11 protein-coding genes and 1 pseudogene are annotated in these 14,699 nt (G+C 71.0%); 11 read left to right on the top strand and 1 reads right to left on the bottom strand.

The annotated features are described in order from the left end of the window. The first annotated feature begins 421 nt into the window (after positions 1-421). From nsdA to ACZ6D7_RS29645, 7 genes and pseudogenes are all read left to right on the top strand, one after another. Positions 422-1,906, top strand: coding sequence for a transcriptional repressor NsdA (gene nsdA / locus ACZ6D7_RS29675; RefSeq protein WP_469497175.1), 1,485 nt, complete (start codon positions 422-424; stop codon positions 1,904-1,906). 337 nt (positions 1,907-2,243) lie between these two features. Then, complete coding sequence (locus tag ACZ6D7_RS29670) at positions 2,244-3,584, top strand: ammonium transporter (protein WP_469497172.1); 1,341 nt, start codon at positions 2,244-2,246, stop codon at positions 3,582-3,584. Further along, on the top strand, positions 3,581-3,919 hold the full coding sequence (locus ACZ6D7_RS29665; protein ID WP_003997576.1) for a P-II family nitrogen regulator: 339 nt from the start codon (positions 3,581-3,583) through the stop codon (positions 3,917-3,919). The genes ACZ6D7_RS29670 and ACZ6D7_RS29665 overlap by 4 nt, the downstream gene beginning before the upstream one ends. 26 nt (positions 3,920-3,945) lie before the next feature. Beyond that, a complete protein-coding gene (locus ACZ6D7_RS29660; protein WP_469497168.1) occupies positions 3,946-6,402 on the top strand; it encodes a [protein-PII] uridylyltransferase in 2,457 nt (818 codons plus the stop codon). A 182-nt stretch (positions 6,403-6,584) separates the two neighbouring features. Beyond that, positions 6,585-8,135: a signal recognition particle protein gene (gene ffh, locus ACZ6D7_RS29655; RefSeq protein ID WP_469497166.1), complete on the top strand. Its 1,551-nt coding sequence runs from the start codon at positions 6,585-6,587 to the stop codon at positions 8,133-8,135. 91 nt (positions 8,136-8,226) lie between these two features. Beyond that, positions 8,227-10,161 (top strand): ATP-dependent zinc metalloprotease FtsH, encoded by a 1,935-nt coding sequence (gene ftsH / locus ACZ6D7_RS29650; protein WP_469497163.1) that lies wholly within the window; start codon positions 8,227-8,229, stop codon positions 10,159-10,161. 18 nt (positions 10,162-10,179) lie between these two features. Beyond that, positions 10,180-10,242: pseudogene (locus ACZ6D7_RS29645) on the top strand (hypothetical protein); the annotation flags it as partial. A gap of 46 nt (positions 10,243-10,288) precedes the next feature. On the opposite strand, the gene ACZ6D7_RS29640 reads toward ACZ6D7_RS29645, so the two are convergent. Beyond that, complete coding sequence (locus ACZ6D7_RS29640; RefSeq protein WP_469497160.1) at positions 10,289-11,146, bottom strand: SAM-dependent methyltransferase; 858 nt, start codon at positions 11,144-11,146, stop codon at positions 10,289-10,291. Between the two features lie 200 nt (positions 11,147-11,346). On the opposite strand from ACZ6D7_RS29640, the gene proS reads away from it, so the two are divergent. From proS to ACZ6D7_RS29620, 4 genes are all read left to right on the top strand, one after another. After that, the gene (gene proS / locus ACZ6D7_RS29635) at positions 11,347-12,762 is read left to right on the top strand and encodes a proline--tRNA ligase (protein ID WP_469497157.1); all 1,416 of its coding nucleotides are present in this window, start codon (positions 11,347-11,349) and stop codon (positions 12,760-12,762) included. Between the two features lie 260 nt (positions 12,763-13,022). Then, positions 13,023-13,622, top strand: a complete 600-nt coding sequence (locus ACZ6D7_RS29630) for a hypothetical protein (protein WP_469497154.1) — start codon at positions 13,023-13,025, stop codon at positions 13,620-13,622. 392 nt (positions 13,623-14,014) lie between these two features. Beyond that, complete coding sequence (gene rpsP / locus ACZ6D7_RS29625) at positions 14,015-14,434, top strand: 30S ribosomal protein S16 (protein WP_469497151.1); 420 nt, start codon at positions 14,015-14,017, stop codon at positions 14,432-14,434. Between the two features lie 2 nt (positions 14,435-14,436). Further along, positions 14,437-14,676 (top strand): RNA-binding protein, encoded by a 240-nt coding sequence (locus ACZ6D7_RS29620; RefSeq protein WP_031107040.1) that lies wholly within the window; start codon positions 14,437-14,439, stop codon positions 14,674-14,676. Positions 14,677-14,699: the final 23 nt, after the last annotated feature.

The raw sequence follows: 14,699 nt of genomic DNA, 5'->3' as shown, positions 1-14,699 counted from the left end.
TCTGGTTACGTAACGGACGCATGTAGTAACTCTGCGTGTTCCCGCTTCCCTTCGGCCGTAGTGTGCAGGCGGCGTCCGGAAGCGTCCCGGGTGGTGTGGTCGGCCGTGTGCGCCCCCGAGTGCTTCGCTCCGCTCGCTCTCGGCCGTCCATCGTCAAGTGAATCGCCTGCGGGCCATCGCGAGTTCATTCGAAGGGGTGGCGAATGGTGGCGTTTCCGGGATCGCCATGGCTGGAGCCGTGATCGTAGGATTACTTTGAGTGTGCGGGTCCTGGGGGCACATGCACGTGTGGGTATGCCGGAGGCAAGTCGGCTTTCCGTTCGATGGGTGACAAGTACCGGACGACAGGCCGTATTTACCGGCATTCTGATAAGGCTTGGCGCACTCAGTGACAAGTGGTCTCAGGGATGGGGGCGTTCCAGTGAGCGGCAACGGCGGTAGCGGGAACAACGCTGCGAGCGCGGACAGGCGCCCGAACGAGCTGCTCACGTCGTGGTTCGTGCGCAGCGGCTGGTCGAAGGGCGAACTCGCCCGTCAGGTCAACCGCCGGGCGCGCCAGTTGGGCGCCAACCACATCTCCACGGACACCTCGCGCGTGCGCCGCTGGCTGGACGGCGAGAACCCCCGCGAGCCCATCCCCAGGATCCTGTCGGAGCTGTTCTCCGAGCGGTTCGGCTGTGTCGTCTCCGTCGAGGACCTCGGGCTGCGCGCCGCGCGCCAGATGCCCTCGGCGACCGGTGTCGACCTGCCCTGGACGGGTCCGCAGACAGTGGCCCTGCTCAGCGAGTTCTCGCGCAGCGACCTGATGCTGGCGCGGCGCGGCTTCCTCGGGACCTCGCTGGCCCTGTCCGCGGGCCCGTCCCTCATCGAGCCCATGCAGCGCTGGCTGGTGCCCTCGCCGCCCGCTCCGCCGGAGGAGCCGGAGTCCGTCCCCACCAGCCGGGCCCGCGGCCGGCTCTCCCGGCCCGAGCTGGACCTGCTGGAGTCCACCACGGTGATGTTCCGCCAGTGGGACGCCCAGTGTGGTGGCGGCCTGCGCCGCAAGGCGGTCGTCGGCCAGCTGCACGAGGTGACGGACCTCCTCCAGGAGCCCCAGCCCGAGGCGACCTCGCGCAGGCTCTTCAAGGTCGCCGCCGAACTGGCCGAGCTGGCCGGCTGGATGAGCTACGACGTCGGGCTCCAGCCGACCGCGCAGAAGTACTTCGTCCTCGCGCTGCACGCCGCGAAGGAGGCCGGTGACCGGCCGCTCGGCTCGTACATCCTCTCCAGCATGAGCCGCCAGATGATCCACCTCGGGCGGCCCGAGGACGCGCTGGAGCTGATCCACCTCGCGCAGTACGGCAGCCGGGACTGCGCGAGCCCGCGCACCCAGTCGATGCTGTATGCGATGGAGGCCCGCGCCTACGCCAACATGGGGCAGCCGGGGCGCTGCAAACGGGCGGTGCGGATGGCCGAGGACACCTTCGCCGACGCGGTGGAGTGGGACGAGCCGGACCCCGACTGGATCCGCTTCTTCTCCGAGGCCGAGCTGTACGGCGAGAACAGCCACTCCTTCCGCGATCTCGCCTATGTGGCGGGCCGCAGTCCCACCTACGCCTCGCTGGCCGAGCCCCTCATGCACAAGGCCGTGCAGCTGTTCGAGGGCGACCGCGACCACCAGCGGTCGTACGTGCTGAACCTGATCGGGATGGCCACGGTCCATCTGCTGCAGCGCGAGCCGGGGCGGAGCGCCACGCTGGCCGCGCAGGCCATGAAGGAGGCGAAGAAGGTCCGCTCCGAGCGCGTCAACACTCGTATTCGAAAGACGGTCGACACCGCCGTCCGCGAGTTCGGTGGGCTGCCCGAGGTCGAGGACCTCACCGAGCGGCTCGCCATGGAGCTGCCGGAGACGGCCGAGGCCGTCTGAGGCCCCGCCCCACCGAGGAAAACCCTAGAACCCCGGCCGCGGCCGGCCCTCCCGAACTGCCCGACTCGGCTCCCCCATGCCAGGTCATCGGAAGGCCGCCCGCGGCCGGTTTCCTTCCCTCTCGGAAGGTTGCGCCACGATAACGATCCGATCGGCGGACATCAGGCAGTTCATCGACGCGTAACGCACCAGGCACCTTCGTCACGGCGGCGAAACAACGAGGGGCTTCCGCCGAAACCGCGCTGCGTCAATCTCATGGCGCATAACCGGCCCACCCCCTCACAAACCCGCTCTGGCTATGCCCGCACGGGGCCGCACCTACGACGAGGAGACGCCGATGGCAGCAGCCATCACGCTTGCGGCGGACGCACCCACGCTGTCGTCCGCCAACACAGGCTTCATGCTCATCTGTTCCGCCCTGGTGATGCTCATGACACCGGGCCTGGCCTTCTTCTACGGAGGCATGGTCCGCGTCAAGAGCACTCTCAACATGCTGATGATGAGTTTCATCAGCTTGGGCATCGTCACGATCCTGTGGGTGCTGTACGGGTTCTCCCTCGCGTTCGGTACCGACTCCGGCAGCCTCATCGGCTGGAACTCCGACTGGGTGGGCCTGAGCAACATCGGCCTCACGGAGCTGTGGGACGGTTACACCGTCCCGATCTTCGTGTTCCTGGTCTTCCAGCTGATGTTCGCGATCATCACGCCCGCCCTGATAAGCGGTGCGCTGGCCGACCGCGTCAAGTTCTCCGCCTGGGCGCTGTTCATCGCCCTGTGGGCCACGGTCGTCTACTTCCCGGTCGCGCACTGGGTCTGGGGCACCGGCGGCTGGGCCTTCGAGCTGGGTGTCATCGACTTCGCCGGCGGTACGGCGGTCCACATCAACGCCGGTGCCGCGGCCCTCGGTGTGATCCTGGTCATCGGCAAGCGCATCGGCTTCAAGAAGGACCCGATGCGCCCGCACAGCCTCCCGCTGGTCATGCTCGGCGCCGGTCTGCTGTGGTTCGGCTGGTTCGGCTTCAACGCCGGATCGTGGCTCGGCAACGACGACGGCGTCGGCGCGCTGATGTTCGTCAACACGCAGGTCGCCACCGCCGCCGCCATGCTCGCCTGGCTCGTCTACGAGAAGATCCGCCACGGCGCGTTCACCACGCTGGGCGCCGCCTCCGGCGCGGTCGCCGGTCTGGTCGCCATCACCCCGTCCGGTGGTGCCGTCTCCCCGCTCGGCGCGATCGCCGTCGGCGTCATCGCCGGTGTCCTGTGCGCCATGGCCGTCGGTCTGAAGTACAAGTTCGGCTACGACGACTCGCTCGACGTCGTCGGCGTCCACCTGGTCGGCGGTGTCGTCGGCTCCCTGCTGATCGGCCTCTTCGCCAGCGGCAAGGGCCAGTCCACCGTCGAGGGCCTCTTCTACGGCGGCGGCATGACCCAGTTCTGGAAGCAGTGCGCCGGTGTCTTCGCGGTCCTCGGCTACTCGCTGGTGGTCTCCGCGATCCTCGCCTTCCTCCTCGACAAGACGATCGGGATGCGCGTCCCCGAGGACGACGAGGTGGCCGGCATCGACCAGGCCGAGCACGCCGAGACCGCATACGACTTCAGCGGCGCCGGTGGCGGCGCCGCCCGGACCGCGGTCCCGGCCGGAGTCGCGGGCGCCGAGAGCAAGAAGGTGGACGCATGAAGCTCATCACCGCCGTCGTGAAGCCCCACCGGCTCGACGAGATCAAGGAGGCCCTGCAGGCCTTCGGCGTCCACGGTCTGACGGTCACCGAGGCCAGCGGTTACGGTCGTCAGCGGGGACACACCGAGGTCTACCGCGGCGCCGAGTACACGGTCGACCTGGTCCCCAAGATCCGCATCGAGGTGCTGGCCGAGGACGACGACGCCGAGCAGTTGATCGACGTCATCGTCAAGGCGGCCAGAACCGGCAAGATCGGTGACGGCAAGGTCTGGTCCCTCCCGGTCGAGACAGCCGTACGGGTCCGCACGGGCGAGCGCGGCCCGGACGCGCTCTGACCGCAGAACAGAACAGGAGTCGCTGGGTGACGAGTACGGACGTGCGCAAGGATGCAGAGGACTCGGGACCCAGCGGCTACGCGGCGGCCCGGCTGCGCCTCCTCACCGAGGAGGCGCGGTCCGGGCCGCCGCGCCGTGCCGCCCTCTCCGAGCTGACCGACGAATGGCTGACGGGCCTCTTCACCGCCGGCGCGGAGGAGCTGCGGGGCGTCTCCCTCGTGGCCGTCGGCGGCTACGGCCGGGGCGAGCTGTCCCCGCGCAGCGACCTCGACCTGCTGCTCCTGCACGACGGCAGTGACAACAAGGCCGTCGCCGCCCTCGCCGACCGCCTCTGGTACCCCGTCTGGGACCTGGGCCTGGCCCTGGACCACTCGGTGCGCACCCCGGCGGAGGCCCGCAAGACCGCCGGGGAGGACCTGAAGGTCCAGCTCGGACTGCTGGACGCCCGCCACCTCGCCGGCGACCTCGGCCTGACCACCGCGCTGCGCACCTCCGTCCTCGCCGACTGGCGCAACCAGGCGCCCAAGCGCCTCCCCGAACTCCAGGAGCTGTGCACGGAGCGCGCCGAGCGTCAGGGCGAACTCCAGTACCTGCTGGAACCGGACCTCAAGGAGGCCCGCGGCGGCCTCCGCGACGCGACCGCCCTGCGCGCCGTCGCCGCCTCCTGGCTGGCCGACGCCCCGCGCGAGGGCCTCGACGACGCCCGCCGCCGCCTCCTCGACGTCCGCGACGCCCTGCACCTCGCCACCGGGCGCGCCACCGACCGGCTCGCCCTCCAGGAACAGGACCAGGTCGCCGCCGAGCTGGGCCTGCTCGACGCCGACACCCTGCTGCGGCAGGTGTACGAGGCGGCGCGCGTCATCTCGTACGCGAGCGATGTCACCTGGCGCGAAGTGGGGCGCGTGCTGCGGTCGCGCGCCGTGCGGCCCCGGCTGCGCGCCATGCTCGGGGGCGGCAAGCCCGTCACCGAGCGCTCCCCGCTGGCCGAAGGGGTCGTGGAGCAGGACGGCGAGGTCGTGCTCGCCCGTGCCGCCCGCCCCGAACGCGACCCGGTGCTGCCGCTGCGCGCCGCGGCCGCCGCCGCCCAGGCCGGCCTCCCGCTCTCCCTGCACGCCGTACGGCGCCTCGCCGCCACCGTGCGCCCACTGCCCGCCCCCTGGCCCGCCGAGGCCCGTGAACAGCTGGTCACGCTGCTCGGCTCCGGCCGGCCCACCGTCGAGGTCTGGGAGGCCCTGGAGGCCGAGGGCCTGGTCACCCGTCTGCTGCCCGACTGGGAGCGGGTGCGCTGCCGGCCGCAGCGCAACGCCGTGCACATCTGGACCGTCGACCGGCACCTGATCGAGACCGCCGTCCGCGCCTCCGAGTTCACCCGCCGGGTCAGCCGCCCCGACCTCCTGCTGGTCTCCGCGCTGCTGCACGACATCGGCAAGGGCTGGCCGGGCGACCACTCGGTGGCCGGCGAGATCATCGCCAAGGACGTCGCCGCCCGCATCGGCTTCGACCGCGCGGACGTGGCCGTCCTCTCCACCCTCGTACGGCACCACCTGCTGCTCGTCGAGACGGCCACCCGGCGCGACCTGGAGGACCCGGCCACGGTCCGCTCGGTCGCCGAGGCGGTCGGCACCCAGAGCACCCTGGAACTGCTGCACGCGCTCACCGAGGCGGACGCGCTGGCCACCGGGCCCGCCGCCTGGTCCTCCTGGCGGGGTTCGCTCGTGGCGGACCTGGTCAAGCGGGTCGCGGCGGTCCTCGCCGGGGACGAACCCGACGAGCCCGCCGCCGCGGCACCCACCGCCGAGCAGGAACGGCTCGCCATCGAGGCGGTCGCCACCGGCAGCCCGGTCCTGGCGCTGCGCGCGCAGACCGAGCCGCCCGCCGATCCCGCGGGGGAGCAGCCGTCCGCCGACCCCGAACCGCTCGGTGTGGAGCTGCTCATCGCCGTACCCGACCAGGAGGGCGTGCTGCCCGCGGTGGCCGGCGTGCTCGCCGTGCACCGGCTGACCGTCCGCACCGCCGAGCTGCGCGCCCTGGACCTGCCGGACGGCGTCGAGGGCTCGGTGCTGCTGCTGAACTGGCGGGTCGCCGCCGAGTACGGCTCGCTGCCCCAGGCCGCCCGGCTGCGCGCCGACCTCGTCCGCGCGCTGGACGGCACCCTGGACATCGCCGGCCGGCTCGCCGAGCGGGACGCGGCCTATCCCCGGCGGCGCGGCGTGATCGCACCGGCCGCGCGCGTGACGGTCGCCCCGGCGGCCTCCCGGCACGCCACGGTCATCGAGGTCCGCGCCCAGGACGCACCGGGCCTGCTCTTCCGGATCGGCGCCGCGCTGGACGACGCGGGGGTGCGGGTGCGCAGCATGCACGTCTCGACGCTGGGCGCCAACGCCGTCGACGCGTTCTACGTCACCGGCGCGGAGGGCCTGCCCCTGCCGGCCGACGAGGCGGCGACCGTGTCCCGCAAGCTGGAGGAGACCCTGCGGGGGTGACCTCGCGGTCGTTCTGTGCCGCTCCGACGATGTCTCTCGCCGGCCCGAGGTGACCCTGCGCGGCTGAGCGACCGCGTGGGGTGGGACCGGGTCATTGTGGACCGACCGTGACCCGCTCCTGTCCACCCGGGATACTCTGGAAGACGCTCGTACCGCCCCCGACCCCGAGGACCGACGCCGCCGTGTTCGATACTCTCTCCGATCGCCTCTCAGCGACCTTCAAGAACCTGCGCGGCAAGGGACGGCTATCCGAGGCGGACATCGACGCCACCGCGCGCGAGATCCGCATCGCCCTCCTCGAGGCCGACGTGGCCCTGCCGGTCGTCCGGACGTTCATCAAGAACGTCAAGGAGCGTGCCCTCGGCTCCGAGGTCTCCAAGGCGCTGAACCCCGCCCAGCAGGTCCTGAAGATCGTCAACGACGAACTGGTCACGATCCTCGGCGGCGAGACCCGCCGGCTGCGGTTCGCCAAGCAGCCGCCCACCGTGATCATGCTCGCCGGTCTCCAGGGTGCTGGTAAGACCACCCTCGCGGGCAAGCTCGGCCGCTGGCTGAAGGAGCAGGGCCACTCGCCGCTGCTCGTCGCCTGCGACCTCCAGCGCCCCAACGCCGTCAACCAGCTCAGCGTGGTCGCCGAGCGCGCCGGCGTGGCCGTCTACGCCCCGCAGCCGGGCAACGGCGTCGGTGACCCGGTCCAGGTCGCCAAGGACTCCATCGAGTTCGCCAAGACCCGGGTCCACGACATCGTGATCGTCGACACCGCCGGCCGCCTCGGCATCGACCAGGAGCTGATGCAGCAGGCCGCGGACATCCGCGACGCCGTCTCGCCCGACGAGATCCTCTTCGTCGTCGACGCGATGATCGGTCAGGACGCCGTCAACACCGCCGAGTCCTTCCGCGACGGCGTGGGCTTCGACGGCGTGGTGCTCTCCAAGCTCGACGGTGACGCCCGCGGTGGTGCGGCCCTGTCGATCCGGCAGATCACCGGCAAGCCGATCATGTTCGCCTCGAACGGCGAGAAGCTCGACGACTTCGACGCCTTCCACCCGGACCGGATGGCTTCCCGCATCCTCGACATGGGTGACCTGCTCACCCTGATCGAGCAGGCGGAGAAGACGTTCAGCCAGGAAGAGGCCGAGAAGATGGCCTCCAAGCTGGCGTCCAAGAAGGGCCAGGACTTCACCCTGGACGACTTCCTGGCCCAGATGGAGCAGGTCAGGAAGATGGGCAGCATCAGCAAGCTGCTCGGCATGCTGCCCGGTATGGGGCAGATCAAGGACCAGATCAACAACCTCGACGAGCGTGACGTCGACCGCACCGCCGCGATCATCAAGTCGATGACCCCGGCCGAGCGCCAGGACCCGACGATCATCAACGGCTCCCGCCGCGCCCGTATCGCCAAGGGTTCCGGCGTCGAGGTCAGCGCCGTGAAGGGCCTGGTCGAGCGGTTCTTCGAGGCCCGCAAGATGATGTCCCGCATGGCCCAGGGCGGCGGCATGCCCGGCATGCCGGGGATCCCGGGCATGGGCGGCGGCCCCGGCCGGCAGAAGAAGCAGCCGAAGCAGGCCAAGGGCAAGCAGCGCTCGGGCAACCCGATGAAGCGCAAGCAGCAGGAGCTGGAGGAGGCCCAGCGACGCGAGGCCCAGGCCCAGGGCGGCAACGCCTTCGGGCTGCCGCAGCAGGGCGGCCAGGACTTCGAGCTGCCGGACGAGTTCAAGAAGTTCATGGGCTGACGGCCCGCGTACGTCCCTGAGGGCGCTCTCCCCGCGCGGGAGGGCGCCCTCAGCGCATGCCGAGGTCCGGTGTGTGCCGTAACGTCCAAATATGAGCAATGCCGCGCCACCCCGCAGGGCACCGGACCAGCCGTGGCGCACGGAAGGCACCCCCGAGGAGCCGCCGCGGCGGCCCGGCGGCCGGAGAATGCGCGGCCGGTGGTGGGGCCTCGCCGTCACCGCGGTGATCGTCTTTCTGCTGGTCTACATCGGGCTGAACTACCTCGACCAGGGCAATGAGCCGACGATCTCGTACACCGAGTTCAGCCGGCAGGTCGACGAGGGCAACGTCGAGAAGATCTACTCCAAGGGCGACGCGATCCAGGGCCAGCTCAAGGAGGCCCGGGACGATCCCGAGGGCGACGGCGACTACACCAAGTTCAAGACACAGCGTCCGGCCTTCGCGGACGACGATCTCTGGCAGAGCCTGGACCGCCGCGACGTCACGGTGACCGCGCAGCCGGTCGTGCAGCAGCGCGGTCTGCTGTCCAACCTGCTGCTCTCGCTGGTGCCGATCGTGTTCCTGGTCGCGGTGTGGATCTTCTTCGCGCGGCGGATGGGCGGGGGCATGGGCGGCGCGGGCGGGATGCTCGGCCGCAAGGCGCCGCCCAAACCGGTCGAGCTGCTGCCCGGCACCCAGCGCACCACCTTCGCCGACGTGGCCGGCATCGACGAGGTCAAGGGCGAGCTGGACGACGTCGTCGACTTCCTGGAGCATCCGGACGTCTACCGCAGGATGGGCGCCAAGATGCCGCGCGGGGTGCTGCTGGCCGGCTCGCCGGGCACCGGCAAGACCCTGCTGGCGCGGGCGGTCGCGGGCGAGGCGGGCGTGCCGTTCTTCTCCGCCTCCGCCTCCGAGTTCATCGAGATGATCGTCGGCGTCGGCGCCTCCCGGGTCCGCGAGCTGTTCGCCGAGGCGCGCAAGGTGGCGCCGTCGATCATCTTCATCGACGAGATCGACACCATCGGACGCGTCCGCGGCGCGGGCGCCTCGGTCAGCGGTCACGACGAGCGCGAGCAGACGCTGAACCAGATCCTCACCGAGATGGACGGCTTCTCCGGCTCGGAGGGCGTCATCGTCATAGCGGCCACGAACCGCGCCGACATCCTCGACCCGGCGCTCACCCGGCCCGGCCGCTTCGACCGGGTGGTCAACGTCTCCCCGCCGGACCGCGGCGGACGCGAGGCGATCCTGCGCATCCACACCCGCGAGATCCCGCTCGCCGCCGATGTGGACCTGACCCAGGTGGCCCGGACCACCCCGGGCATGACCGGTGCGGATCTGGCCAACCTCGCCAACGAGGCCGCACTGCTCGCCGTCAAGCGCAAGCAGAAGCAGGTGACCGCCTCCGATCTCTCGGAGGCCCTGGAGAAGGTGCAGCTCGGGGCCGAACGCACCCTCGTGATGCCCGAGGAGGACCGCCGGCGCACCGCCTACCACGAGAGCGGCCACGCCCTGCTCGGCATGCTCCAGCCCGGCGCCGACCCCGTCCGCAAGATCACCATCGTGCCGCGCGGCCGGGCGCTCGGCGTGACGCTGTCCACCCCGGAGGTGGAGCGGTACGCGCACTCCGAGGAGTACCTGCGCGGCCGCATCATCGGCGCCCTCGGCGGGATGGCCGCCGAGCACGTGGTCTACGGCGTCATCACGACGGGTGCGGAGAACGACCTCGAACAGGTCAGCAACATCGCGCGCGGGATGGTCGCGCGGTGGGGCATGAGCCCGCGGGTCGGCCGTCTCTCCGCCCTTCCGAGCGACGCCCAGCAGGCCTACGGCCTCGCCGCGGCGCCGGCCACCCTCGACGCCATCGACCACGAGATGCGCCGGATCGTCGACGAGTGCTACGAGGAGGCGTGCCTCAAACTCCGCGAGCACCAAGGGCAGCTGGAAGCCCTCGCCGAGGCGCTGCTGGAGAACGAGACGCTGGAGGAGGCGGACGCGTACCGCATCGCGGGGATCGCCCGGCTGTCCAAGGGGGAGGCCTAGCGTCGCGTCGGGAAGCCCGTGCTCAGCGGATCCGTGCTCACGGGGTCCGTGCTCACGGGGTCCGTGCTCACCGGGTCCGTGCTCACCGGGTCCGTGCTCACGGGGTCCGTGCTCACGGGGTCCGTGCTCACGGGGTCCGGGCGATCAGGTACCGGAACACGTTCGGCATCCACACCGTGCCGTCCGGGCGCCGGTACGCGTGGAGCGCTTCCGTCATCTCCTTCGCGACCTGCGCCTGGTCCGTCGCCGCGACCGCCGCGTCGAACAGGCCCGTGGAGAGCAGACCCTTGAGCGCGCTGTCCACGTTCGCGTACCCGAACGGGCAGGCCACCCGCCCCGATCCGTCCGGCCGCAGCCGGGCCCGCTGGGCGACGTCCTCCAGGTCGTCGCGGAGTGCCGGGCGCAGCCGGACCGTGCCGCGCTCCTGATCCGCCAGCCGGGCCGCGACCCGCAGCACCGACGAGGTGGCGCACCGCTCGGGCGGGCCCCAGCCGACGAGCACCACGGGCGCGCCGCGCCGGGCGAGTGGGGTCGCGGCCGTCAGCAGCCCGGCCAGTTCCTCCGCGTCGCCCGCCACGCGTCCGATCGGTTCGAAGGCGGTCACCAGGGTGTACGCGGACGGCTGCGCGCCGGGCCGGTCCGTGGGGAGCCGGTCGGTGAGCCGGATGTCCGCCCGCGCGTGTGCCCCCCAGGTCTCCCTCAGCAGCCGCTCGCGGGCGAGGGCCAGCCGCGCGGGGGAGGAGGACTCGACACCGGTGAGGGCCGCGCCTCTGGAGGCCGCCATCACCAGGGCGAGCCCGGAGCCGCAGCCGAGGGAGAGGAGCCGGGTGCCCGGCCCCACGTCCAGTCGCTCGTGGACCGCCTCGTAGAGCGGAACCAGCATCCGTTCCTGGATCTCGGACCAGTCACGCGCGCGTGCACCCAGATCCGCGCGGGGCACCGGCCCCGCGTGAGGCAGGTGCTGCCGCACGAGCACAGGTGTCATGAAAAAGCGCCCCAATCCGCAGAGAGTGTGCAGACGTACCCGATCGGGTGGCCCCCGTGCAGTGCCCTCGCACCGCCCCCGTATGCCAGGTAACTCCCCGTCTGCGGCCGCGTCCAGGGGTTGCGGAGCCCCGCTTGTGGACGGCATGTGCCTGTGGCGAGAATTCACATTCCGGCAACGTGGACCCGTACCATCTCGCCATGGCCAAGGCTCCCGTACTCACCCCGCGCGCGGAGGACTTCCCGCGCTGGTACCAGGATCTGATCAGCAAGGCCGAACTGGCCGACAACGGGCCGGTGCGCGGCACGATGGTGATCCGACCGTACGGCTACGGGCTGTGGGAGCGGATGCAGGCGGAGATGGACGCCCGCATCAAGGAGACGGGCACCCAGAACGCGTACTTCCCGCTGCTGATCCCGCAGTCGTACCTCACCCGTGAGGCCGAGCACGTGGAGGGCTTCGCGCCCGAGCTGGCCGTGGTCACGCACGGCGGCGGCAAGGAGCTGGAGGAGCCCGCCGTCGTCCGCCCCACCTCCGAGATGATCATCAACGACTACTTCTCGAAGTGGGTGCAGAGCTACCGCGACCTTCCCCTGCTCATCAACCAGTGGGCCAACGTGGTCCGGTGGGAACTGCGCCCCCGGCTGTTCCTGCGCACGTCCGAGTTCCTCTGGCAGGAGGGGCACACCGCGCACGCCACGTACGAGGACGCCCGCGACTTCGCCGCGCACATCCACCGCCGGGTCTACGAGGACTTCATGCTGAACGTCCTCGCGATGGATGTCGTCCCCGGCCGCAAGACCGTCAAGGAGCGGTTCGCCGGAGCCGTCAACACCCTCACCCTCGAAGGGATGATGGGCGACGGCAAGGCCCTCCAGATGGCCACCAGCCATGAGCTGGGCCAGAACTTCGCCAAGGCGTTCAACACCACGTACCTGTCCAAGGACGGCACACAGGAGCTGGTCTGGCAGACGTCCTGGGGCTCGACGACCCGCATGATCGGCGCCCTGGTGATGATGCACGGCGACGACGACGGTCTGCGGGTGCCGCCGAGGCTGGCGCAGATCCAGGCCGTGGTCCTCGCGATCAAGGGCGACGAGGCGGTTCTGGCCAAGGTCCGCGAGGTGGGCGACCGGCTGAAGGCGGCGGGGGTGCGCGTCCACGTCGACGACCGCACCGACGTGCCCTTCGGGCGGCGCGCGGTCGACTGGGAGCTGAAGGGCGTGCCCGTGCGCGTCGAGATCGGGCCCCGGGACCTGGAGAACGGTACGGCGATGCTGGCCCGCCGGATCCCGGGAGGCAAGGAGCCGGTGGCGATCGACACGCTCGTGGACCTGCTCCCGGGGATCCTCGAGGAGGACCAGGCGCTGCTGCTGCGCCAGTCCCGCGAGCGCCGGGTCTCCCGTACGACGGACGTGTCCACGGTCGAGGAGGCCGTCGAGGCGGCCGTGGCCGGCGGCTGGGCGCGCATCCCATGGGCGACCCTCGGCGAGGAGGGCGAGGCCGGGCTGGCCGAGCACTCGGTGACCGTACGGTGTCTGGTCGCCGAGGACGGGTCGGTGCCGGACGACGGGGACGCGCCCGGTAACGTCGCGATCGTCGCACGCGCTTACTGAGACGGGGCCCTCCGCCGGGAGAGCGACCGAAACACCTCTTGCGCCCCTGCCGAACATTCGTACCCCGGCGCGCGGACCTCGTCTACGCGCCGGGGCGTACGTCAGACTACGCACCAGCTTGGGGTGAGCTGTGAGCCTTCTCCGCAGATCAGCGCACCCGCCCTCGTCTCCACGCATCAGCGGCAACTGACGGGTACGTGCAAATTATTTGAGATGCCCCGGAATAGGAACACAGGGGCACCCCCGCTCGTTGTCATTACGTGAGCACGACACAGACACCACCTGTTCTCGCCGCAGAGCTGGCACAGGCGTGGGCCGACATTCAGCGGTACCACCCCGAGCTGCCGGACCTTGCCGCGCCAGAGTCCCTGATCGGGGAGTCGTCGTCCGCCTGCGGTCACGAGCTCTCCTTCGAGCGACTGCTCCATGAGGCAGTCCATGGCATCGCCGCCGCCCGTGGCGTCCGCGACACCTCCCGCGCCGGCCGCTACCACAACCGCAGATTCCTCGCGATCGCCGAGGAGCTGGGCCTGGACCACCCCGAGGAACCGCACCCGAGCAGCGGCTTCTCCCTGGTCACGCTCAACCCCGAGGCCAAACGCCGCTACCGCCCGACGATCGAGCGTCTCCAGCGGGCCCTCAAGGCCCACACGGCGGCCACCTCCGCCGACAGCACCGCCCGCACCTTCCGCGGCCCGGCCGCCCGCCACGGCTCCTCCGGCGGCGGCGTACGGGTCAAGGCCGTCTGCGACTGCGGTCGCAACGTCCGGGTGGTCCCTTCGGTCCTGGCCCAGGCCCCGATCGTCTGCGGCGGCTGCGGCAAACCGTTCCGCATCCCGGAGATCGCGGGCGTGGCGTAACCGCGGACGGTCCTGCACCGGCATCTCGTGGCTGTCGGTTCAGGTCGGCGACCTCGCGGGGTGCCGTGTCTCCGCCCCTCCCCGGGCGGTCGTGCCGCCGGGCGGCACCCGTCCCGACGACGGCCGGCACCCCGCGGCGCCGGGCTGCGCACCCGATGCACCCGATGTACGGTCATCCCGGCGCCGGGTGCCCCTCAGGCGTGCCCGAGCGCCCGTCCCGCCCCTCGGCTCGGGGGGACCCGCGGGATGTGGCACAATGGCTAGCTGTACTCGACAGTCGCATAGGACCCCTCTCTCCTCCGGCTGACGCGTCCATCGGGCACTCGGGTACCGCAACCCCACGCGGCCGTTTCGCGTGCCCAACCACGTCAAAACCAGGAGAGTCCACTCCCGTGGCAGTCAAGATCAAGCTGAAGCGTCTGGGCAAGATCCGTTCGCCTCACTACCGCATCGTCATCGCCGACTCCCGCACCCGCCGTGACGGCCGTGCGATCGAGGAGATCGGCAAGTACCACCCGACCTACAACCCGTCGGTCATCGAGGTGGACGCCGACCGTGTGGCGTACTGGCTGGGTGTCGGCGCGCAGCCGACCGAGCCCGTTCTCGCCATTCTGAAGAAGACCGGCGACTGGCAGAAGTTCAAGGGCGAGCCCGCCCCGGCTCCGCTGCTCGTCGCCGAGCCGAAGAAGGCGCGCCCGTCGTTCGAGGCCCTCGGTGGCGACGACTCGGGCAAGGGTGAGGCGATCACCCAGAAGAAGAAGGCTGAGAAGAAGGACGAGGCCGCGGCCGAGTCCGAGTCGACCGAGGCCTGAGCATGCTCGAGGAGGCTCTCGAGCACCTCGTGAAGGGCATCGTCGACAACCCCGACGATGTGCAGGTCGCCTCGCGCAACCTGCGCCGTGGGCAGGTGCTCGAGGTCCGGGTCCACCCGGACGATCTCGGTAAGGTGATCGGCCGCAACGGCCGCACCGCACGCGCTCTGCGGACCGTCGTGGGCGCCATCGGCGGCCGGGGCATCCGTGTCGACCTCGTCGACGTGGACCACGTCCGCTGACGCTTGTTGCAAACCGGCTCGGG

This window comes from Streptomyces sp. NPDC041784 (assembly GCF_055591025.1).
This window is presented reverse-complemented; position numbering and strand designations above follow the sequence as displayed.

Bases quoted from the DNA above. Each gene is read 5' to 3' on its own strand.
- ACZ6D7_RS29640 (WP_469497160.1), bottom strand. From the start codon at position 11,146: ATGACACCTGTGCTCGTGCGGCAGCACCTGCCTCACGCGGGGCCGGTG.
- ACZ6D7_RS29670 (WP_469497172.1), top strand. From the start codon at position 2,244: ATGGCAGCAGCCATCACGCTTGCGGCGGACGCACCCACGCTGTCGTCC.
- ACZ6D7_RS29665 (WP_003997576.1), top strand. From the start codon at position 3,581: ATGAAGCTCATCACCGCCGTCGTGAAGCCCCACCGGCTCGACGAGATC.
- ftsH (WP_469497163.1), top strand. From the start codon at position 8,227: ATGAGCAATGCCGCGCCACCCCGCAGGGCACCGGACCAGCCGTGGCGC.
- ACZ6D7_RS29620 (WP_031107040.1), top strand. From the start codon at position 14,437: ATGCTCGAGGAGGCTCTCGAGCACCTCGTGAAGGGCATCGTCGACAAC.
- proS (WP_469497157.1), top strand. From the start codon at position 11,347: ATGGCCAAGGCTCCCGTACTCACCCCGCGCGCGGAGGACTTCCCGCGC.